Raw genomic sequence first — 21,206 nt, 5'->3', positions numbered from 1 at the left:
ACGTCACTCATGTAATCCTGGTCACAACTTGACGCCGCGTCAAGTTTTTTCGACAAACCGTCCAAACCCCTTACGCGTGGACGGCACCCCAGGAAAGGGACGCGAGAATGGCCTTCACCCTCCCCGAGTCGAACATCCCCCTCGACATCGATTTCGACCCCGAGTATCTCCGCCAACGCTTCGCAGAGGACAAGCAGGCCCGGCTCCGGAATGACCAGTTGGCCCAGTTCCAGGGATTGTCCGACGTGCTCGAGGTGGACGACCGCGACCCGTTCAGTGAGCCGATCACCCGCGAGCCGGTCACCGAGGAGCTCGACGTGCTGGTCCTGGGCGGAGGTTTCGGCGGGCTGACCGCCGGTGCCTACCTCATGCAGAACGGGATCACGAACTTCCGGATGGTCGAGTACGGCGGCGACTATGGCGGCACCTGGTACTGGAACCGCTACCCGGGCGTGCAGTGCGACATCGAGTCACACATCTACATGCCCCTGCTCGAGGAGACCGGCTACGTCCCCAGCCAGCGCTACGCCGACGGCTCCGAGATCTTCGAACACGCCCAGCGCATCGGGCGGCACTACGACCTCTACAGCCGTACCTACTTCCAGACCCGCGCGACTCATGCCGAGTGGGATGAGGTCCAGCAGCGATGGGAAGTCACCACCGATCGCGGTGACCGCTTCCGCACCAAGTTCTTCATGCGCTGCAACGGCGCGCTGACCAAGCCCCAACTGCCCAAGGTGCCCGGCATCGGCGACTTCCAGGGGAAGATCTTCCACACCAGCCGGTGGGACTACGACTACACCGGCGGCACCCAGGCGGGGAACCTGGAGAACCTGCGGGACAAGCGCGTCGCCGTGGTGGGGACCGGGGCCACCGGCGTCCAGGTGGTGCCGTATCTCGCGCAGGACGCCGAGGAGCTCGTCGTGGTGCAGCGGACCCCGAGCGTCGTGCAACCGCGTAACAACCGCAAGACCGACCCGGAGTGGAAGGCCTCGCTCGGGCCGGGCTGGCAGTACGAGCGGCACGACAACTTCAACGGCATCATCTCCGGCCACGAGGTCGAGGGGAATCACGTCGACGACGGCTGGACGCACCTGTTTCCGGCGCTCGGCGGGCAGCACCTGGTCGACACCCCTGTCGGTGACCTTCCGGCGGCCGACCAGGCGACGATCGCCGAGGTCGCCGACATGCAACTACTCATGGACGCGCACGCGCGCGTCGACGAGATCGTGAGCGACCCCGCCACCGCCGAGGGGCTCAAGCCGTGGTTCGGCTACATGTGTAAGCGGCCGTGCTTCAACGACGAGTACCTGGACACGTTCAACCGTCCCAACGTGACCCTCGCGGCGTCACCGAGTGGCATCGACGGGATCACCGCCACCGGGATCGTCGTGGCGGGAGAGCATCACGAGGTGGACTGCATCGTCTTTGCCACCGGGTTCGAGACCGGGTCCGGCCCGGCGGGGATCTACGGATACGACGTGATCGGCCGCGACGGGAACTCCCTGCAGGAGTACTTCTCCGACGGCGCCAAGACCTTCCACGGGTTCTTCACCCACGGTTTCCCGAATTTCGTCGAGCTCGGAATGACCCAGACGGCCTATTACGTCAACTTCGTCTACATGCTCGACCGCAAGGCGCGCCACTCCGCCCGGCTCATCAAGCACATGTTGGACAACGGTCTCGGCACCTTCGAGCCGACGCTCGAGGCCGAGACCGAGTGGGTGCGCAAGGTCCGGGAGTCCAACGAGCCCCGTATGGCCTACTGGGGCGCGTGCACACCCGGCTACTACAACGGTCAGGGAGACGTGTCCAAGGCGGTGTTCATGGATGTCTACAACTCCTCGGAGATCGACTTCTGGAACATGATCGAGGACTGGTGGAAAGCCGGGCAGTTCGACGAACTGACACTGGAGCCGTCGCGGACCGCGCTGCCGGTCGGCTGAGGTCCGAGCGGGCGCACGGCGTGGTGCCCCGTGCCCCGCGCCGACGAGCCCGGGAGGCGCGGGGCACGCGGGTGGCCACTATCTGATCTGATGGTCGGGCAGTGGCCACGCGCGGCCCGCGCGGGCACCAGCGACAAGAGGATGTGCACCATGGAACCCCGTACCTCCCCGGCAGCTGCGGCCGCAGCCGTCGAGCCCCCGGTGCGCGACGACGGTGGCACCCGGCGGCGACGGCTGTCCCGCGGTGAGGTCCAGCGGCAGGCCATACTCGATGCCCTCGAGGGCCTTCTCGGCCAGATGCCGGTCATGGAGATCTCCGTCAAGGACATCACCGACGCCGCGGGGATCAAGAGACCCAACTTCTACTTCTACTTCGAGTCCAAGGACGAGGTCCTGTCGGAGCTCGTGTCCTCGGTGTGGAACGAGTGGGACGCGGCGATCGGCAGCTATCACCGGAGGGCCGGCGAGTCATACGCGGACTATTTCGACAGGCTCTTCGTGGTGTCCCACTCCGTGTGGGTGCGCCGGGCGCGGGTGATCCTCTCCGGGCTACAGGCCACCGGATACGACCTCACTCTCCGGGCCCGGTGGGACGCGCTGGATGCCGAGCTCAACCAGCAGCTCGCGGAGCAGATGGACCGCGACGCTGCCGCCGGGCTGATCACGCCGTTGTCCTCGGACCACCTCCGTCTGATCACCTCGGTGACCGACATGATCACCGCGGTGTTCTACAAGGACCGTCAGCGCGCACCCTCGCCGGGGGAATCCGAGCGGACCCTCGACAGCCTGCGGGTGATCTGGGTGGCGGCCTGGGGTCCGGTCGACGGCGCCTGAACCGATGCGGTTGAAGCCGCCCGGATGCTGCGTAGCGTGAAGCCATGACTGATCCCGACGTCGAACGGAACCACGACTCCGAAACACTGGGCGCCCCCGTGCCGGAGGGCCGGGACCCCGGGGACACGTCTCTACAGCGCGACCCGGACGACTGGGTCACCGGCGACGAGCCCATGACGGAGGCCCAGAAGAGCTACCTCGACACCCTCGCTCGTGAGGCGGGGGAGGAGCTACCCGCGACCCTCACCAAAGCCGAGGCGTCCGAGCACATCGATCGCCTGCAGAAGGGCAACCCGCACCGGGGCTGACAGGAGTCGCCGACGTGGTGGGTGCCGGCCTCCGCTCAGATGGTCCGGCTCGTTTCACTCCGAGATCGGATAGCCACATGGGTGATCCATCCCGTTGCCGGCCTCCAGAAGGGGGGCGGCAGCACCGGGGGCGCTGCTGAAGGATGCTCGCACTGTGCCATAAGATGAGAATTATCTGACCGCGCATCCGTAAGTGGTCCTCTACTAGGGATTTAATCGATGATCAAACGCTCATTCGTGGTGGCCGGTCTGGCTGCCGCAGCACTGATGTCCGTGGCTCCGGCAGCCTCCGCCGCCGAGGTGTACGTCGGCCCCTGGGCGGTGCAGGTTCCGGACGTCGCCCCGGTCCTGGTGCCGATCCCGATGGGGTCCGAGGCCGGTGCTCTCCCTCCACTGCCGTTCCCGCTCGTGTGGGATCTCCCGTTCATCCCGGCGCCTGCTCCGGCTCCGGCTCCGGCCCTCGCGCCCGCGCCGGCGCCTGTCGCGGCTCCTGCCCCTCGGCAGGCCCCAGCGGCCACGTACGTCGCCAATTGCACAGAGGCCCGCAGGCTCGGCATCGCTCCGATCTACCGCGGCCAGGACGCCTACCGCCCGGCACTCGACCGGGACAACGACGGCGTGGCCTGCGAGTAAGGACGCCAGTGGGCACCGTGTCGGAGGGCCTGTCGCTGCGGCGGTGGGCCCTCCGACGACTGACTACGTCGTCATCTGCCCCCGCCCCGCGGAGCGGGGGGTAGCTACTCTTAGCTTGATCAATCCAGATGAACCGGGTCGCCCTCGGTCATCCTGCCGGGCTCGACCACCCGGAGGTAGACACCCAGATCCATACCCGTGTTGCGGACCAGTGACTTCAGGATGTCCCGGTCGTGGGGCAGCTCGGCCTGGGGGAGGCCCACCATCACGCACCGCGCGATGGGCGTCGTGACCTCGCAGACCACGTCGCCGATGCGCAGCCGTCGGCCCACCCAGTCGAACTCGGGGAAGCCCTCGGCGCCGGGCGCCCCGGCCACGATGATGTTCTTACGGAACCGTCGCGCGTCGATCACCGAATCCGGGACGGTGGCCTGCAGCGACCCCAACGCCGTGGTGGTGGCCAGCGAGAGCGGCATGGCATCGAAGTAGGTGCCCCGCGGGGTGACGTAGTCGAACAGCTCGGCCAGCACGTCCTCGGGAAGCGTGGAGAAATCGGGGAACGGGTCATCCGGACCCAGGTCCAGTTGAGCCCGTATGTCGGCTTCGGTGATCCGGCCGCGGCGGTAATGTTCGTGGTCGTCGGGTGAGCGGCGCGGCCACAGTGTGACGGTCCGGCCCGTCGCAGCGGACAGGGCGTCGTGGATCTCGTCGTCGTCGCTCCGGACCACGGTGCCATCAGGACACGTGACCTCGATCGGCGGCGTGGAATCGGCGGCGGGCTCCTCGAGATAGCGGGCGTGGAACCGCAGCAGTGAATTGATCCGCTTGGCCCCGCGGATCTCCGAGGCCTGCTCGTCGCGCACGGCCCAGCCCCGGTCACCGGGGAAGCCCCACCTCTCGGTCACCTCCGAGGAGACGACGCGGTCTCCGCGCATCGACTTGACCGGGTATCGCCACAGCTCAGAGACCTCGCCTACCTGCATGGGCTCATGCTACGAGGTGGTGACGCATCTGACGTTGCCCGGGCCGGGCCCGTGTGACAACCTCGGTCACAGGACCCCGACACGGGGCCTCCGGACGAGGGGTGCCGTACCCGGTGCGCGACAAGACGGCCCGCAGGAGGCCGTCATGGCGTGGATAGTTCTTGTCTTTTCCGGTGTTCTCGAGGCCGTGTGGGCCACCGCCCTGGGCCGGTCCGAGGGCTTCACCCGGCTCGGGCCCTCCGTGGTATTCGGAGTGGCGCTGGTCGTGAGTATGGGCGGTCTCGCCTACGCGATGCGGGACCTGCCCGTCGGCACCGCCTACGCGGTCTGGGTGGGCATCGGCGCCTCGCTGACCGTGATCTACGCGATGATCACCGGCGCCGAACCAGTGTCCGTGCTCAAGGTGATCTTTCTGCTGATGATCGTCGGCGGCGTGGTGGGTCTGAAGGCCGTCAACTGACGTCCGCCGAGTGCTGTGGCTCGTGATCGCGAGGCGGCAGGGCCGCCGCGACCCCGGGCATGACCTAGGCTGGGCCGCGACACGGGGTGCCGCCCAACCGGGCAGCTGAGATCACACCCGTCGAACCTGATCTGGGTAGTTCCAGCGAAGGAATGTCGATACCGCCGCCGCGTCTCTGCGTAGGTCGGCGGGGATGCATCGCCACCCTTCGCGGGAACCGCCGGAAAGCGAGTGGCAGTGAATGCCGGAAACAGCCTGCGAATCGACGAGCAGGTAGTCCTGGTCACCGGCGGAGCCCGGGGCCTCGGTAAGGAAATCGTGCGGGCGTTCGGGCGCGAGGGCGCGCTCGTCGTCGTCAACTACCGTCGCAGCGCCGAGGCCGCCGCCGACCTGGTCCGTGAGCTCGGCGGGGACCGCGCCGTGGCGGTCCGGGCGGATGTGACCGACGACGACGAGGTGCGCAGCCTCGTCGAGGCGGCACGCACCCACTTCGGACGACCGATCACGACGGTCATCAACAACGCCCTTGCCGACTTCGAGTTCAACGGCGACGCCCGCCCCTCTCCCGAGACGCTGACCTGGGCGGACATGGAAGGACAGCTGCGCGGGGCGGTCAAGGCGACGCTCGCCACCACCCAGGCGGCACTGCCGGGGATGCGCGAGGGCGGGTTCGGGCGGATCGTGAACATCGGGACCAACCTGTTCCAGCACCCGGTCGTGCCGTACCACGACTACACGGCCGCGAAGGCTGCCGCGCTCTCGCTGACCAGGACCCTGGCCACAGACCTCGGGCCGGACGGCATCACGGTCAACATGGTGTCCGGTGGACTGCTGCGGACCACCGACGCCAGTGCGGCTACACCTGCGGAGGTCTTTGACCTCATCGCCTCGGGCACCCCGCTGCGTCGTGCGATCGAGCCCGCCGAGTTGGCGGACGCTGTGCTGTTCTTCGCGTCGCCGTGGGCGCGGGCGGTGACGGGGCAGAACCTCATTGTGGACGGTGGCCTGGTCAAGGGCTGAGAGGAGACGGCTGGTTCAGCGATCCATCGCGGCTGGGCGACCTCGTGAGGGTCTCTGACGTACGACCCATGACAGTTGTCACCGGGTAAGTCGTGACAGCCGGCCCTGTTCAGGCGGGCGCCAGCCGACGATCGTGGAGGCATGGTCAATGCCCCTACCCCACCCGCCGAAGCCACGGCCACGGGTCGTTCTCCCGGTGTCGGCCCGCGGCCGCCGGCTCTGGAGTTCCGCGGCCTGAGCCAGACGTTCACGGTCCGCGGATCCGGACCCGTCCACGCGATCCGCGGACTCGACCTGCGCATCGACCCCGGCGAGGTGGTCGCACTCCTCGGCCCGAACGGTGCCGGTAAGACCACCGCGCTCGACATCGCCCTGGGGCTGACCGAACCAACGGAGGGCCAGGCCCGGGTCTTCGGCGAGGCCCCGCGAGAGGCGATCGCGGCCGGCCGGATCGCCGCGGTGCTCCAGACCGGAGGTCTGCTCGCCGACCTGACGGTGGAGGAGACGGTCCGCGCGATCGCGGCGCTCTACCGCCGGACGCTGTCGGTCGGGGAGGTGCTCGAGCGGGCGGGGATCGCCGAACTCGGTGGCCGCAGGGTCGCCCGGTGCTCGGGTGGTGAGCAGCAGCGCCTGAGGTTCGCGCTCGCGCTGCTACCCGATCCGGACCTGCTCATCCTCGACGAACCCACCGCCGCGATGGATGTGGGGACCCGCCGTGAGTTCTGGGCGACCATGCACTCGGAGGCCGCATCCGGGTCGACGGTTATCTTCGCCACGCACCACCTGGAGGAGGCGGAGGCGTTCGCCGACCGCATCGTGTTGATGGCGCGGGGGCGGATCGTCGCCGACGGCCCCGTCGACCGCGTCCGCGCCATGTCCGCCGGCAGTCGCGTGACCGCCGTCTGGGACCCGGCGGCGGGTGAGCCGTCGCCGGAGGAGTTGCCAGGTGTCACCGCCGTCGACCGCACGGCTGCCCGGGTGATCCTCACCAGCTCGGACAGTGACGCCACTGCGCGTGTCCTGCTCACCGAGACGTCCGCGCGCGAGGTCACCATCTCGGCCAGGTCGCTGGACGACGCCTTTGTCACCCTCACCGCCGACGACCCTGCCGACGCTGCACCGACCGAGACGGCACCCGTCGACCCAGCCCCTACCGACACTGATCCGGAGGCCACCCGATGAACGTCACCTACTGGGCCATCGACCTGCGCCGGACCCTGCGCGACATCACGAACATCTTCTTCATCGTCGGCCTGCCGTTGGTCATGTACTTCGTGTTCGGCAGCGCGCAGAGCTACCGCGATGCACCCGTCGCGCATGGCAACGTAGGCGCCGTCGTCATGATCTCGATGGCCGTCTACGGCGCGGTCACCGCCACCACCGCCATCAGCGGCGGGGCCGCCCTCGAGCGTTTCCAGGGGTGGGGCCGCCAGCTCGGACTCACCCCGTGGAGCGGTGCCGGCTTCGTGGTGACCAAATCCGCCGTGGCCATGACTATCGCGGCCGTTCCCGTCCTCACCGTGGGCATCGCCGGCGCGGCCACCGGCGCGCAGGCCACGCCGCTGGCCTGGGTGCTCTCGCTCGGCGCGGCGTGGCTCGGCTCCGCGGTCTTCGCGGGCTACGGCCTGAGCGCGGGAATGGCGTTCCGCTCCGAGTCCGCGTTGGGGGTCGCGGGCGGCAGCCTGGTCCTGCTCGCGTTCGCGGGGAACCTGTTCATCCCGCTGTCGGGCGTGATGCTGGATCTGGCGCGCTTCACACCGCTCTACGGGGTCAACGCGCTGGCCCGCTATCCGATCACCGGTGGCGTGGTAGCCGACGGCGTGGTCGATCCGGTGTGGCTGCCTGTGCTCAACGTGGTTGCCTGGGCCCTCATACTGGGTACGACAGCCGCGGTGCTGGTACGTCGCCGCCGCGGTCGGGTGTGAGGAGCGACCGGGTATGACGAGCGGTGAGAGTACGACGACGACAACGGCAACGCGCGCGTCCCCGTCACCAGTGGCGGACGAGGAGGTCAGCGCGAAGTCGGTGAACGATGAATCAGCTGCGGGGCCGTCGCGGTGGCGGCGATTCCGCTCCGCGATCACCGGTCCGAGTGTCCTGTTCTCTCTGATCTGGCAGGTCTTCCTGATCTACCCGATCCTCGCTTGTGGTCTTCTCCGGGGCCCCCACCGCGCCCACGGTGCTGGGGCTGGTCTCGATCGCGGCGTTCTCGGCGGTCTATCTCGCGGCCTTCGCCTCGCCGGCAGTGTCCGAGGGATACCCTCTACACCTGCGCAGGTCCGGTGCGGCCGGCGGCGATCTCCCCGACTCGGCCCGGGAGGAGCCCGCGCCGCTCGGGCTGGGTTATCTGGGCGGGCTCGTGATCTGCACCTTCGGGACCCTCCCGGCGGCCGGACTGAACGGGCCGGTCAACTTCATCCCGTTCCTCGCCTGCTTCATCGCTGCCGCGTGGCCGAGCCGCCGGAGCGTGCCGACCGCGATCTCGCTGATCGTCATCGGCACCGTCGCGGCCCTGGTCGAGAAGACGTGGGGGATGCTGGTCCCGGGGTTCCTGGTGATCCCCGTGGTGCTGTCGATGCTGGGCACACGGATCTCGGTCGGCATCAGCGACCGAGAGGGCCACTACCGGCGGGCGCTGGGTGTCGCCGAGGAACGCGAACGGGTCGCCCGTGACCTACACGACGTCCTGGGACACACCCTGACCGCGCTGACGATCCGCGCCCAGTTGGCCCGGGCGCAGCTCGACTCCGACCCGGACGCCGCCCGTGCCGAACTGGAGAACATCGAGAACCTCACGAGGACAGCCCTGTCAGAGATGCGGCAGACCGTGTCAGGGATGCGGGTGGCGGATCCGGCGCAGGAGCTCGCCGGCATGACCGAGTCCCTGCATACGGCGGGTATCGATGTCGTCGTCGTCGGGTCCCCTTCTCTCCTCCCGGACGCGCGGTCGGGCCTGGTGGCCTGGGCTCTCCGCGAGGCCGGCACCAACATCGCCCGCCACTCTGGCGCGGGGAACGTGACCGTCGAACTCGCCCGCGACCGGCTACGGATCACCGACGACGGCGTGGGGATCGACGCTCGCCGCGCCGCCCGCCCTGACGTCGGCCGGACCACCTCGGCTCCGGCGGGGCAAGGACTGCCGGGGCTCGCGAGCCGCGCCGAGGACGCCGGTGCCCGGTTCGTGGTCCGCGACCGGGGCGCGGCGGGAGCGGCGTCGGTCACCGGCACCGTCGTCGAAGTGGAGTGGCCGCGATGACCAGTCCGATCCGGATCATCCTCGCCGACGACCAGGCGCTCGTGCGGGGCGGGCTCGCGGCACTGCTGGCGATGGAGCCGGATATCGAGGTGGTGGCCGAGGTGGGCCGAGGCGACGAGCTCGAGGCCGCGGTCGCTCGGCATTCACCCGACGTGTGCGTGGTGGACATCGAGATGCCCGGTGGTGACGGCATCACCGCGACCCGGCGCATCCGGCAGGACCATCCGGACGTGCGGGTGCTGATCGTGACGACCTTCGGGCGGCCCGGATACGTCAACCGGGCTCTGGAATACGGGGCCGGTGGGTTTGTAGTCAAGGACACCCCGGCGCGCGAACTGGCCGAGGCCGTGCGGAAGGTCAACGCGGGGGAGACGGTGGTCGATGCCCAGCTGGCACGGGAGTCGATGGCCGCCGGCCCGGACCCCCTGACCCCGCGCGAGAAGGACGTCCTGCGCGAGGCGCTGACAGGGGCCCGGATCGCCGACATCGCGGCCGAGCTACATCTGACGCAGGGGACGGTGCGCAATCACCTGTCCTCGGCCATCGCCAAGACCCACACCTCCACCCGCGGTGAGGCGGCAAGGGAGGCGCAGGCGCGTGGCTGGCTGTGAGGTCTGTCGACCCAGCTCGCTCACCGGCGGGCAGTCGGGGCGGAGTGCCCGCCCCGCCCCGCCAGACCGGCAGGTCAGGCGGACGGCGAGGTGTTGGTGCCGCCGTCGTTGATCTCGAAACGCGTCCACTCACCGTCCATGTCGACCTGCATGGCGTAGCCGAGGGAATCGTCCGGGACCTCGATGGTCTTGAACCAGTCGTAGGCCTTGGTGTCGTCGGCGAACTCCTTCTCGTCGATCACGTTCTGGTCGGGATCGATCACGCGGTAACGGGGCATGTCTGCTCCTTCGTTCGGGTGTTGTCGCTTCCGCTCGCAGTCTGGGGGATCGAACAGGCGCCCGCATCCGGTCCGGCGCTCCGCCGCCGGCCTGCAGGGGCCCGTCCGCCTCAACCGGTGGTGGCCAGGCGGTCGGCCTCCTTGAACTCGAGCACGGGGTCACTGTGGTTGTGCTCGTAGGGGGCGGCCGCCTCGCCCTCGGTCCGCGCGGCCTTGAGGTCTTCCCACTGCTCCAGGGGCGTGCGCGGATCGCCGAACCGCTCGCGCGCCCACTGCGGGGAGTGGGTGCGCGGGCTGTCGGCGGGGATGCCGCGGACCGCCGGCTCGATGTAGCGGACCGCGCGTGGGCAGATCCGCTCGACGATCCACATCATCGCGTCAGGATGGGCGGCCACCCGGTAGAACGCCTTCCAGAAGACGATCGCGGCGGTGTCCACGGCGCGGGACTGGCGGACACCGAGCATCGGACGCATCCATCGCGGGTAGGTCGCGATGATGCTCGCCCGCAGGACCGGCCGACCGAGCTTCCGCAGCACCGTGGGCACGCGCGGCTCGATGGTCTCGAAGCCGTTGAGGATGTGGTCGACGTTCGCGATCGCGGCCTCCGACGCGGAAAGGCGGTCACGCCAGTCGTCGAAGTACTTCTGCACCTCGCCGCGGGTACGCGGCACCTGCTCCTGCCGGATGGGCTGCACCTCGGCGGCGATCGCACACTGTCGCCAGAACTCGTTCTCCTCGTCGCGGCTGAGTCGGCCGGGGCCGAAGGTCTCATAGACGTAGAGGATCGAGTGCCACGCGGTGATGTGGATCCACAGCTGCGAATCCGGGTCGTTCGAGTCGTACTCGTTGCCCGTCACCTTGTTGGTCCCGTAGGCCCGGGAGTGGACCTTCATGAGGATGTCGGACATCTTGATGACCGTCGGCGTATCGGCGAAGAGCACCGCCGAGAAGTACTCCATGGTGCGGTCGTAGCGCAGCGGGGTCCGCTGGATCACCTGACCGGTCTCGTCCACCGCGGCGGTGAGATCGGGGTCCAGATGCTCGATGGTCACCGCCCGGGCGAAGCCCTGGAGGGCGGAGGCGGGAAAGGTCCAGACCTTCCACGCCACGGAGCCGGGGCCGAAAAGCCCTTCGTCACTTCGGTTCTTGGTGGGTGTTGCCACGTTTTCCCCCTCGGAAGTAGCCTGCGTGAAGAAGCTCACAACAGTTGCCGGAGAGTATTGGACACGGGCGCCGGGTTTGTAAAGCGTTTCCGCGAAGTTACTGGTCAACGCGCTGCCTTTCCGAGTGATCCCGCGCAGTTTCCTACGGCGCGTACGGTCGAACTCTCGACCCCAGGAGGCCACCGTGACCGCCGATCGCCGCGGCAATCGCCCGCACTCGACCACTGAGATACCGGAGCCGGCCCCGCCCGTGGACCCGGTGACCAAGCATCCGATCGAGATCCCATTCCAGTCGCAGCCCGCCCCCGGGCTGGCTTCCGAGTTGGTGCCCCTGGCCGACCACGGTGAGAAGTCCTGGGTGGGGCACGGGCGGCTCGAGGGTCGCCGGGCGCTCATCACCGGTGGTGACTCGGGGATCGGACGGGCGGTGGCGATCGCCTACGCGCGGGAAGGTGCCGACGTGGCGATCGGCTATCTGCCGTCCGAGCAGTCCGATGCCGACGAGGTAGCCGAACTCGTCCGTGAAGCCGGACGCAACTGTGTGCTCCTGCCGGGGGATGTCGGCCACGAGGAGACGGCACGGGGGATCGTTCGCGACGCGGTGGCCGGGCTCGGCGGTCTGGACGTGCTGGTGCTCAACGCCGCACGTCAGACCTACGTGGGGAACCTGGAGGATCTGAGCTCCGAGCAGTGGTCCGAGACGATGAACGTCAACGTGAACGCGCCGTTCTGGCAAATCCAGGAAGCGCTCGCGCACCTGATGCCCGGCTCGAGCGTGATCTTCACATCGTCGGTGCAGGCCTACACCCCGTCGGCCGGCCTCGTGGACTATGCGACGTCGCGGGCGGCGGTCAACACCATGTCCAAGTCTCTCGCCCAGCAGCTCGCCCCGCGCGGGATCAGGGTGAACGCGGTGGCGCCGGGCCCGTTCTGGACCGCGCTGCAGGTGAGCGGCGGTAAGGACCCCGAGCAGTTGCCCTACCACGGGCAGAAGAGCCCGCTGAAGCGGCCCGGGCAGCCCGTCGAGATGGCGGGCGCGTACGTCTACCTGGCCTCGGAGGAGTCGTCGTACACCACGGGTAACACTCTCTCCGTGACCGGCGGCTCGCCGACCCCCTGACCGCGGCCTTCGACGACATGGGGCCGGCGCCGGAGATGGGTTCGCCCTCCCGGCCGCGATGGGCAACGGCCGGGAGGGCGAGTTCGTGGGGCGGGGCGGATCAGGTGTCGTGGACCAGCACCCCTCGCATGATCTTTCCGTCCTGCAGGTCCTGGTAGCCCTGGTTGAGGGTCTCCAGCGTGTAGGTGGTGGTGATCAGCTCGTCGAGCTTGAGCTTGCCCTCGTCGTACAGGCGCAGCAGCTTGACGATGTCGTACTGCGGGTTGGCGGATCCGAAGAGCGAGCCCTTGATGGTCTTGCCGAACAAGGCCAGCTGCGTGCCGCTGACCTGCACGGTCTTGTCGGTCATGTTGCCCAGTCCGGTGATCACCACAGTTCCGCCCTTGCCGATCACATCAAAAGCGGCGGACACGACCGGCTCGTCGACAGTGCCTACCAGGATGAGCGCCTGATCGGCCATCTGTCCCCAGGTCAGCTTCTCCACGGCGGCGTGGGCCTCCTCGGCCGTGGCGAAGGCGTGCGTGGCGCCGAACTTCATGGCCTCGTCACGCTTGAACTGGACGGGGTCCACCACCACGACGTGGCGGGCGCCCGAGTGAACGGCTCCCTGGACGGTGTTGATGCCCAGGCCGCCGATACCGTAGATCACCACGGTGTCGCCCTGCCGGACGCCGCCCGTGTATACCGCTGTGCCCCAGCCCGAGGGCACGCCGCAGCCGACGAGCACGGCCTTGTCCAAGGGAAGCCAGTCGTCCACCTTGACGACCGAGTGCTGTGAAATCACCGATCGCTCGGAGAAGGTGCCGAGCATGCACATGGCGCCGAAGTCCTTGCCGTCGGCGTGGAACCGGAAGGTGCCGTCCGGCATGTGGCCGTCGAGAATCGTGGCGCCCATGTCGCACAGGTTCTGCCGACCGGTGGAGCAGTAGCGGCAGGTGCCGCAGTTGGGGATGAACGAGCAGACCACGTGGTCTCCGGGCTTGACCTTGGTGACGCCGGGACCCACTGCCTCGATCACCCCGGAGCCCTCGTGCCCGCCGACGATCGGGAAGCGGGGCGGCAGCGAGCCGTCGGACAGGTGGAGGTCGGAGTGGCACAGGCCGGCGGCCGTGTACTTGATCAGGACTTCACCGGGGCCCGGATCGTCCAGGTCCAGTTCGATGATCTCGAAGGGCTGGTGGAGGTCGAACAATACTGCTGCTCTGGTCTTCATGACAGGGGTCCTTTCGAAGGAGGGCGGCCCGCGGGAACGGGGCCGAGGGAGCGGGCCGGACGCGGTCTGCGCGGCCGCGACGCGGGTCTACAGCTGGATGTTGACCGAGCGGGTCTGGGTGTAGAGGTCGAGCGCACCGGCGCCGAGCTCGCGGCCCCAGCCGGACTGCTTGAATCCGCCGAACGGCATGGCGGTGTCGAAGCCGTTGTACTGGTTCACCCACACGGAACCGGCCTGCAGGCGGCTGGCCACCTGGTGGGCCTTGGAGAGGTCCTTGGTCCAGACGCCGGCGGCCAGCCCGTACATGGAGTCGTTGGCCTGGCGGACGGCGTCCTCGACGTCGGTGAACCGCAGGGCGGAGACGACAGGGCCGAAGATCTCCTCCTTCACGACCCGGTCCTCGGGCTTGACGTCCACGAACACCGTCGGCTGGATGAAGAAGCCGGTGTCGCCGTGGCGGGCCCCGCCGGTCAGGGCGCGGCCGCCGTCCTCGATCCCGGCGCGCAGGTAGTAGGACACCTTGTCGAACTGGTCCTGGTCCACGACGGGGCCGAGCACGGTGTCGGGGTCGAGTCCGTGGCCGATGGTGGCCTGGGACGCGGCGTCGGCCACGGCCTGGGTGAACTCCTCGTAGATGGAGTCCTCGACGTAGAGGCGGGTGCCGGCGGTGCAGGCCTGGCCGTGGTTGAACATCCACGCGGCCACCGACCCGGCCACGGCGGCGTCCCAGTCGCAGTCGGCGAAGACGATGTTGGCGCTCTTGCCGCCCAGCTCGAGCGAGACCTTCTTGAGGTTGCCCTTGGCGGCGTCCACGATGAGCTTGCCGACCTCGGTGGAGCCGGTGAAGGCCACCTTGTCCACGTCGTCGTGTCCGGAGATGGCGGCGCCGGCGTCGCCGAATCCGGTGATGATGTTGACCACGCCGTCGGGCACACCGGCCTCCTGGCAGACCTCGCCGAGCAGGAGCGCGGTGAGCGGGGTCTGCTCGGCCGGCTTGAGGACGAGGGTGTTGCCGGTGGCCAGGGCCGGGCCGAGCTTCCAGGCGGCCATGAGCAGCGGGAAGTTCCAGGGGATGATCTGCCCGCACACGCCCACGGGGACGCGCTGGGTATAGGCGTGGAACTGCTTGTCGCCGGCGAACGGCATGGACACGGGGACGGTGGAGCCCTCGATCTTGGTCGCCCAGCCAGCGTAGTAGCGGAACACGTCCGCGGCCCAGGCCACGTCGACGGCGGTGGCGATGCCCACGGACTTGCCGTTGTCCAGCGCCTCGATCTGTCCGAACAGTTCGGCCTTGGCGTCGAGCAGGTCGCCGATGCGCCACAGGATCTGCTCGCGCTCACGCGGCTTCATGGTGGCCCAGGCGCCGTCGTCGAAGGTGCGGCGCGCGGCGGCCACCGCGCGGTCCACATCCTCGGGCCCGCCGTGGGCGACCTGGGTGATCTCGTTGCCGGTGGCGGGGTCGTAGGTGCCGAAGGTGCGGCCGTCGGCGGCGTCGACCCACTGGCCACCGATGAGCAGGCGATGCGGGCGGGCCAGGAAGTCGCGGGCCTCGGCGCCCAGGCGCTCGTCGACGGGCGCGGCGGAGCCGGTGTCGCGGGAGAGTGTGCCGGTCATGTCTACCTCCGAAGTCGGTGGCGGCCTCGGTGTGAGGCCGGTCACAGACCACTATGGAGGCGGGTCAAGGGCCCGGAGTGTTCAGATTCTGGACAATCTATGACAGGTCGAATTCGCGCATACGGGCGTAGAGGGTCGTGCGGCTGATGCCGAGCCTGCGCGCCGCCCGCGACCGCACACCGTCGCACTCGGCCAGCGCCGCGACGATCGCGTCGTATTCGCCACGCGCGAGCTCCCCGGACGTCGGTGGTCGTCCCGCCCGGGCGCGCGAGGGCAGGTCTCCCACGTCGAGCCGCGGGGGGATCCGGCCCTCGATCCCGTCCAGGCACTCGGTGAGGACCGCGCGGAGCGAGACTAGTCCGTTGGGCAGATCGAGACCGCCCACGGCGTCGATGAACCGCGAGGTCACCGTGGGTGTGTCGGCGCCGCGCGCGGTGGCGAGCGCGTCGACCATGGCGTGCACGATGCCCTCGAGCTCCGCGCCGCGTTCGTGCAGGGGGCGCACCGTGGTGCGTGCGCCGCACGCGTCGAGCACCTCGGTCACCGCGGGGCGCGGGTTGTCGCGACAGGTGACGACGACGAGACCGTTCTCCATAGCGTTCAGTCGCGAGGCCAGGCGGCGTAGATCCGTGTCCTCGAGGAGGTCGATGTCGTCGAGAACCAGAGGGATGCCCCTGTCGCGGTGTTCTCGCAGGGCGGGCACGGCCAGTTCCTGCCAGGCCTGCCGGGCATCGTCCGCCCCGGCCAGTCGGATGTGGACAGCCTCCGGGCCGGCGGTCGCCAGCGCGGCGGTCGTTATGCCGGAACCCGACGGGCCCACCACGGCGTGTGCGCCGCGGTTCGCTTTTCGGTGGACGGGCCGCCGGGCAGCCGGCTTGTCGTCGTCGGGAAAAGCCAGGTCGACGAGGTGGCCACGGCGACCGACCCGGCTCGCGCTGACCCCCACCCGCCCCACCGACAGTTCCACGACGTCCGCCGTCTCGCCCCGCTCCACCATCCGCCGCAGCGTCGCGATGTCCTGGGCGGCCAACCGCTCGAGGCTGGAGTTGGAGGCCAGGACCACCTCGTCGCCGAAAGCGCACGTCGGAGAGTCGGAGGAGCGCGTGCGTTCGACGAAGCGTCGCCACAGCTCGCGGTCGTCGCCCCGCGCGGTATCCACGTAGCGGGCCTCGATATCGGCGACGATCTTGCGCACGAACGGCGCGAACAGGCGCGAGGCGTCGGCGTTCATGCCGGACAGGTTCACCGCGCCGACCATCCGGCTGGTGAGCGGGTCGATGATGGGATGGCCGTAGCAACTGAAGTCGCGCAGGACCTCCGCGAAGTGCTGCTCGCCGTGGATGAACACGCCGCGGCGCGTCTCCAGGGCGGTACCGATCCCGTTGTTGCCCACCGCGTCCTCGGTGAGGATCGCACCGTCGTCGACCCCGCGCTGGAGCAGCATCCTGGAGATCCGCGCGGCGTCCCGGACCGTGCGGATGACCTGACCCCCACGGTCGGCCAACAGGAGAGTGGCACCGGTGTCCCGGAGGGCGGAGTCCAGGTCGTCCAGGATCGGGCCGGCGGCCTCGGCGAGGCGGTTGGCGCGCGTGGCGTGCGGGTCGGGGCTGCCCGGGCGCGCACTCTGCGGGGTGAGGCCGCACAGCTCGGACCGACGCCAGGCCAGGGTGTGCTGGTCAGGGCCGGGGGCGGGTGAGAGCGGATCGGCGAGGGGGGTCAAAGGTCACCTCCGGTGAGCGCGCGGGTGTGATCCGCACCATACCGTTGAAATCGTGCCCAGGGCGACGGCGCCGGCGATCTCTCAGGTCGGGGACGAGTGGCGTGCGGCGTGCGCCGGGTGGACCAGATGACCCGGCCAGCCGGCCGCCCGTGCCGGCCCGGGCCGGGCCGCGATGTGGGCCGAGACCGCGTCCGCGCACTCGGTGACGGCCTGCACGGCACGGAACACGGCGCGGCCGGTCATCCGACGGCCGGGCGCCACTGCCACGGACCCCACCGCGCGGCCGTCCGGCCGCAGCACGGGCGCGGCCACAGAGGCCACGGCCAGGTCGGTGGCGGGCGTGAGCTCGGAGTCGGTCACGTCGATCTCGGACAGTTCCAGGAACAGTTCCGAGACGCGCTCGCGGACCAGAGCGCCCACCCCGGACCTCTCCAGCGAGTCGGCCATGCGCAGCATCTCGCGTCGCCCCGGGGTGAGACGGTCGATCGACCAGCCGCGTCGCGCGACCTGGGGCAGTACCACCTCGAGCCGCTCCCGGGCGGCCGAGGTCAGGCCGGTGCCGTCCGCCAGCCACCGACGCTGGTCGGCCAGCGAGAGCTGGGAGGCGAGGTCTCGAGCGAACGGCGCGCGGAACGGGGTCGTGTGCCCCACCCGGGCGGCCTCTGTCGATGCCGTGCGCATGCCGGCGCGCACGGCGTCGACCACCTCGACCATGTCGTCGCGAATCTCGAGAACCACCGCCGCGATTCCCGTCTCCTCGGCCAGGTGCTCGAGCGGGCCGCGGGCAGCGCGGACCATATCCACCTCGAGGGCCGCCCCCGCACCCACTTCGCGCAGTCGCGGGCCGGCCCGCCAGCCGCCGGTGGTCTTCTCGGCCCAGCCCTCCGACTGCATGTGCTCTAGGACTGCGTGCAGGGTCGACCGGCTGGCGGCGGTGGTTCGGGCCAGGTCGGTCAGGGAGAGGGGAGGGCCGTTCGTGGCGAGGGCCTCGAGCACTGCGAGAACGCGATGGGTGGGTTCATGTCGCATAGTCGACACCCTACGTCGATTACCGGAAGAACGGACACCAATTGTGTTCACGGAGGTGGAAATCCGGCCCGTGCGACGCACGATGGAGCGGATACCAGCGGGTAGACAGATCTGTCTGCCCGCTGTCCGGGCGGCCCTCCCGTCCGGGCCCACGACATTGGAGGTCGTATGACGACGAGGTCGGCGGTGACGCTCTCGCATCTCGACGCGCTCGAGGCGGAGTCCGTCCACATCTTCCGCGAGGTAGCCGCGCAGTTCGAACACCCGGGGATGCTGTTCTCCGGGGGCAAGGACTCCGTGGTGATGTTCCACCTGGCGCGAAAGGCCTTCTGGCCCGCGCCGATGCCGTTCCCGCTCATGCACGTCGACACGGGCCACAACTTCGACGAGGTCATCGACTACCGCGACCGCGTCGTCGACGAGACCGGGGTCCAGCTGCTCGTGTCCTACGTGCAGGACGACATCGACGCCGGCCGCGTGGTCGAGGAGACAGGGCCCGGCACCAGCCGCAACCGCCTCCAGACCACCGCCCTGCTGCGCGGCATCCAGGAGAACCGCTTCGACGCGGTGTTCGGCGGGGCCCGCCGCGACGAGGAGAAGGCCCGCGCCAAGGAGCGCGTCTTCTCTTTCCGCGACTCCTTCGGCGCCTGGGACCCGCGCGCACAGCGCCCGGAGCTGTGGAAGCTCTACAACGGCAAGCACCGCAAGGGCGAGCACATCCGCGTCTTCCCGCTCTCCAACTGGACCGAGCTGGACATCTGGCAGTACATCGAGCGGGAGGACATCGACCTGCCGCCGATCTACTACGCGCACGAGCGCGAGGTGATCGAGCGCGACGGCATGCTCCTGGCCAACACCCGCTTCCTCGAGACCCTCCCCGGTGAGGAGGCCCGCACCGAGCTGGTCCGCTTCCGCACCGTCGGTGACGCCACCTGTACCGGCTGTGTGGAGTCCGACGCCGCCGACAACGCCGCCGTGGTGGCCGAGGTCGCGGGAACCCGCGTCACCGAGCGTGGCGCCACCCGCGCCGACGACCGCATCTCCGAGGCCGGCATGGAAGACCGCAAGAAGGAGGGGTACTTCTGATGAGCACCGCGACCACCGAACCCACCACCGACTACACGACCGGGGACGCCGTACTGCCCGAGGGGCACACCATGTCCGACCAGGCGCAGCTGCTGCGCATCGCCACCGCGGGGTCCGTGGACGACGGCAAGTCCACCCTCATCGGTCGCCTGCTGTTCGACTCCAAGGGCATCTTCGAGGACCAGCTCGCCTCCATCGAGGCCACCTCCGCCAAGCGCGGCGACGAGTACACCGACCTCGCGCTGCTCACCGACGGGCTGCGGTCCGAGCGCGAGCAGGGCATCACCATCGACGTGGCCTACCGCTACTTCTCGACCCCGCGGCGCAAGTTCATCATCGCCGATACGCCGGGCCATGTGCAGTACACGCGCAACATGGTCACCGGCGCCTCCACGGCGGACGTGGCGATCATCCTCGTCGACGCGCGCAAGGGCGTGCTCGAGCAGACCCGGCGGCACGCCTTCCTGTCGGCGCTGCTGGGCATCCCGCGCCTGGTCGTGGCCGTCAACAAGATGGACCTGGTCGACTACGACGAGGCCACCTACGAGGCCATCCGCACCGAGTTCACCGACTTCGCCGCCAAGCTCGAGGTCCACGACGTGACCTTCGTGCCGCTGTCGGCGCTCAAGGGCGACAACGTGGTCAACAGAGCGGTCGAGTCCTCTGACCCGATGCCGTGGTACACGGGCCCGGCACTGCTCGACCACCTCGAGAACGTGCACATCGCCTCGGACCGCAACCTCACCGACGTCCGGTTCCCGGTCCAGTACGTGATCCGGCCCCAGCGTGCCGACGGACTGGATCACCGCTCGTTCGCGGGCACCATCGCCGGCGGGATCATCAAGGTCGACGACGACGTCGTGGTCATGCCGTCCGGTCGGCAGTCGACGGTCAAGGCGATCTGGGGCCCGGGCGGGTCCGAGCTGGACGAGGCCGCCGCACCCGCCGCCGTGACCATCGCGCTCAACGACGAGATCGACATCGTCCGCGGCGAGATGATCGCGCGGCCGGGCAACCGCCCGCACCAGGGCACCGAGCTCGAGGCCATGGTCTGCTGGTTCGCCGACGACGCGACGCTGACCACCGGCAGGCGGTACATCATCAAGCACACCACCCGCGACACCAAAGCGATGGTGACGGGCCTGGAGTACCGGCTCGACATCAACACCCTGCACCGCGACCCGGACGCCACCGAGCTCGAGCTCAACGAGATCGGCCGCATCGGCCTGCGCACGCAGAACCCGCTGATGTACGACCCGTACCGCCGCAACCGCGACACCGGCGCGTTCATCGTCGTGGACGAGCTCTCCGGCGACACGGTCGGCGCGGGCATGATCATCGGGCCCGCCACCAGCGGGTCGAACGTGGTCTGGCACGCAGGGACCGTGCAGCGAGGCGACCGCGGCCAGGGCCGCACCCTGTGGCTGACCGGACTGTCGGGCTCGGGCAAATCCACGATCGCCTCCGAGGTCGAGCGGCTGCTCATCGAGTCCGGACATCCCGCCTACATCCTCGACGGCGACAACCTGCGCCACGGCCTCAACGCCGACCTGGGCTTCTCCGCCGAGGACCGGACCGAGAACATCCGCCGCACCGCGGAGGTGGCCGCACTCTTCGCCGATGCCGGCGTCGTCGTCGTCTGTTCTCTCATCTCGCCCATGCGCGCCGACCGCGACGCGGCGCGCGCCGTCCACGCCAAGGCCGATCTGCCGTTCACCGAGGTGTTCGTGGACACGCCCCTGGCCGAGTGCGAGGCCCGCGATCCCAAGGGCCTCTACGCCAAGGCGCGCGCGGGCGAGATCGCCGAGTTCACCGGTGTTTCCGCGCCGTACGAGCCGCCGCTGACCCCGGACCTGCACGTCCGTCCCGAGGACGGCACCGCAGAAGAGGTCGCGCAGCGGATCGTCAGCACGCTCCTGGGAATCTGAG

At 69.4% G+C, this 21,206-nt stretch carries 20 protein-coding genes and 2 riboswitches; of the genes, 13 read left to right on the top strand and 7 right to left on the bottom strand.

Translation table 11 applies throughout. The features are described 5' to 3' along the window. Positions 1-107: 107 nt before the first annotated feature. The 4 genes from K3888_RS01160 to K3888_RS01145 all read left to right on the top strand — a co-directional run bounded on the left by K3888_RS01160 (position 108) and on the right by K3888_RS01145 (position 3,721). The gene (locus tag K3888_RS01160) at positions 108-1,946 is read left to right on the top strand and encodes a flavin-containing monooxygenase (protein ID WP_230928389.1); all 1,839 of its coding nucleotides are present in this window, start codon (positions 108-110) and stop codon (positions 1,944-1,946) included. Positions 1,947-2,096: 150 nt separating this feature from the next. After that, entirely contained in the window at positions 2,097-2,780 is a 684-nt protein-coding gene (locus K3888_RS01155; protein WP_230928388.1) for a TetR/AcrR family transcriptional regulator, read from the top strand. A gap of 44 nt (positions 2,781-2,824) precedes the next feature. Then, on the top strand, positions 2,825-3,088 hold the full coding sequence (locus K3888_RS01150) for a DUF3072 domain-containing protein (RefSeq protein WP_230928387.1): 264 nt from the start codon (positions 2,825-2,827) through the stop codon (positions 3,086-3,088). Between the two features lie 219 nt (positions 3,089-3,307). After that, positions 3,308-3,721 (top strand): excalibur calcium-binding domain-containing protein, encoded by a 414-nt coding sequence (locus K3888_RS01145; protein ID WP_230928386.1) that lies wholly within the window; start codon positions 3,308-3,310, stop codon positions 3,719-3,721. A 119-nt stretch (positions 3,722-3,840) separates the two neighbouring features. Here the strand turns inward: K3888_RS01145 and K3888_RS01140 are convergent, their stop codons facing one another. After that, on the bottom strand, positions 3,841-4,704 hold the full coding sequence (locus K3888_RS01140) for an MOSC domain-containing protein (RefSeq protein WP_230928385.1): 864 nt from the start codon (positions 4,702-4,704) through the stop codon (positions 3,841-3,843). Between the two features lie 68 nt (positions 4,705-4,772). Next, positions 4,773-4,839: riboswitch (guanidine-III (ykkC-III) riboswitch) on the top strand. 10 nt (positions 4,840-4,849) lie between these two features. On the opposite strand from K3888_RS01140, the gene K3888_RS01135 reads away from it, so the two are divergent. The 6 genes from K3888_RS01135 (at position 4,850) to K3888_RS01110 (ending at position 10,051) form a co-directional block, all read left to right on the top strand. Continuing rightward, positions 4,850-5,164, top strand: coding sequence for a DMT family transporter (locus K3888_RS01135; RefSeq protein ID WP_230928384.1), 315 nt, complete (start codon positions 4,850-4,852; stop codon positions 5,162-5,164). Between the two features lie 72 nt (positions 5,165-5,236). Beyond that, positions 5,237-5,334, top strand: a riboswitch (TPP riboswitch). Between the two features lie 67 nt (positions 5,335-5,401). Continuing rightward, positions 5,402-6,184 carry a 3-oxoacyl-ACP reductase gene (locus K3888_RS01130; protein ID WP_372459517.1) on the top strand — a complete coding sequence of 261 codons (783 nt, stop codon included), beginning with the start codon at positions 5,402-5,404 and terminating at the stop codon, positions 6,182-6,184. A 141-nt stretch (positions 6,185-6,325) separates the two neighbouring features. Next, the gene (locus K3888_RS01125) at positions 6,326-7,366 is read left to right on the top strand and encodes an ABC transporter ATP-binding protein (RefSeq protein WP_230928383.1); all 1,041 of its coding nucleotides are present in this window, start codon (positions 6,326-6,328) and stop codon (positions 7,364-7,366) included. After that, complete coding sequence (locus K3888_RS01120; protein WP_230928382.1) at positions 7,363-8,109, top strand: ABC transporter permease; 747 nt, start codon at positions 7,363-7,365, stop codon at positions 8,107-8,109. The genes K3888_RS01125 and K3888_RS01120 overlap by 4 nt, the downstream gene beginning before the upstream one ends. A 221-nt stretch (positions 8,110-8,330) precedes the next feature. Next, positions 8,331-9,440 (top strand): sensor histidine kinase, encoded by a 1,110-nt coding sequence (locus K3888_RS17785; protein ID WP_230928381.1) that lies wholly within the window; start codon positions 8,331-8,333, stop codon positions 9,438-9,440. After that, entirely contained in the window at positions 9,437-10,051 is a 615-nt protein-coding gene (locus tag K3888_RS01110; RefSeq protein ID WP_230928380.1) for a response regulator transcription factor, read from the top strand. The genes K3888_RS17785 and K3888_RS01110 overlap by 4 nt, the downstream gene beginning before the upstream one ends. A gap of 74 nt (positions 10,052-10,125) precedes the next feature. Here K3888_RS01110 and K3888_RS01105 read toward each other — a convergent pair whose 3' ends face one another. Both K3888_RS01105 and K3888_RS01100 read right to left on the bottom strand, forming a co-directional pair. Beyond that, on the bottom strand, positions 10,126-10,329 hold the full coding sequence (locus K3888_RS01105; RefSeq protein ID WP_230928379.1) for a hypothetical protein: 204 nt from the start codon (positions 10,327-10,329) through the stop codon (positions 10,126-10,128). A 110-nt stretch (positions 10,330-10,439) separates the two neighbouring features. After that, entirely contained in the window at positions 10,440-11,492 is a 1,053-nt protein-coding gene (locus tag K3888_RS01100) for an oxygenase MpaB family protein (RefSeq protein ID WP_230928378.1), read from the bottom strand. A gap of 250 nt (positions 11,493-11,742) precedes the next feature. Between K3888_RS01100 and K3888_RS01095 the strand changes: the two genes are divergently transcribed. Then, the gene (locus tag K3888_RS01095; RefSeq protein WP_230928658.1) at positions 11,743-12,612 is read left to right on the top strand and encodes an SDR family oxidoreductase; all 870 of its coding nucleotides are present in this window, start codon (positions 11,743-11,745) and stop codon (positions 12,610-12,612) included. 100 nt (positions 12,613-12,712) lie between these two features. Here the strand turns inward: K3888_RS01095 and K3888_RS01090 are convergent, their stop codons facing one another. From K3888_RS01090 to K3888_RS01075, 4 genes are all read right to left on the bottom strand, one after another. Further along, positions 12,713-13,825, bottom strand: a complete 1,113-nt coding sequence (locus K3888_RS01090) for an NDMA-dependent alcohol dehydrogenase (protein ID WP_230928377.1) — start codon at positions 13,823-13,825, stop codon at positions 12,713-12,715. Between the two features lie 87 nt (positions 13,826-13,912). Continuing rightward, the gene (locus K3888_RS01085; protein WP_230928376.1) at positions 13,913-15,442 is read right to left on the bottom strand and encodes an aldehyde dehydrogenase family protein; all 1,530 of its coding nucleotides are present in this window, start codon (positions 15,440-15,442) and stop codon (positions 13,913-13,915) included. A 97-nt stretch (positions 15,443-15,539) separates the two neighbouring features. Then, positions 15,540-17,162, bottom strand: a complete 1,623-nt coding sequence (locus K3888_RS01080; RefSeq protein ID WP_230928375.1) for a helix-turn-helix domain-containing protein — start codon at positions 17,160-17,162, stop codon at positions 15,540-15,542. 81 nt (positions 17,163-17,243) lie between these two features. After that, entirely contained in the window at positions 17,244-18,191 is a 948-nt protein-coding gene (locus K3888_RS01075; protein ID WP_230928374.1) for an IclR family transcriptional regulator, read from the bottom strand. Positions 18,192-18,359: 168 nt separating this feature from the next. On the opposite strand from K3888_RS01075, the gene cysD reads away from it, so the two are divergent. Continuing rightward, positions 18,360-19,277, top strand: coding sequence for a sulfate adenylyltransferase subunit CysD (gene cysD / locus K3888_RS01070; RefSeq protein ID WP_230928373.1), 918 nt, complete (start codon positions 18,360-18,362; stop codon positions 19,275-19,277). Beyond that, positions 19,277-21,205: an adenylyl-sulfate kinase gene (gene cysC, locus K3888_RS01065; RefSeq protein WP_230928372.1), complete on the top strand. Its 1,929-nt coding sequence runs from the start codon at positions 19,277-19,279 to the stop codon at positions 21,203-21,205. Before cysD ends, cysC begins: the two co-directional genes overlap by 1 nt. The last annotated feature ends 1 nt before the right edge of the window (position 21,206 follow it).

It is taken from the genome of Dietzia aurantiaca (assembly GCF_021033825.1).
Lineage (GTDB): Bacteria > Actinomycetota > Actinomycetes > Mycobacteriales > Mycobacteriaceae > Dietzia > Dietzia aurantiaca.
Note: the sequence above shows the minus strand (reverse complement) of the source record. Positions and strands in the feature narration are given on the sequence as shown.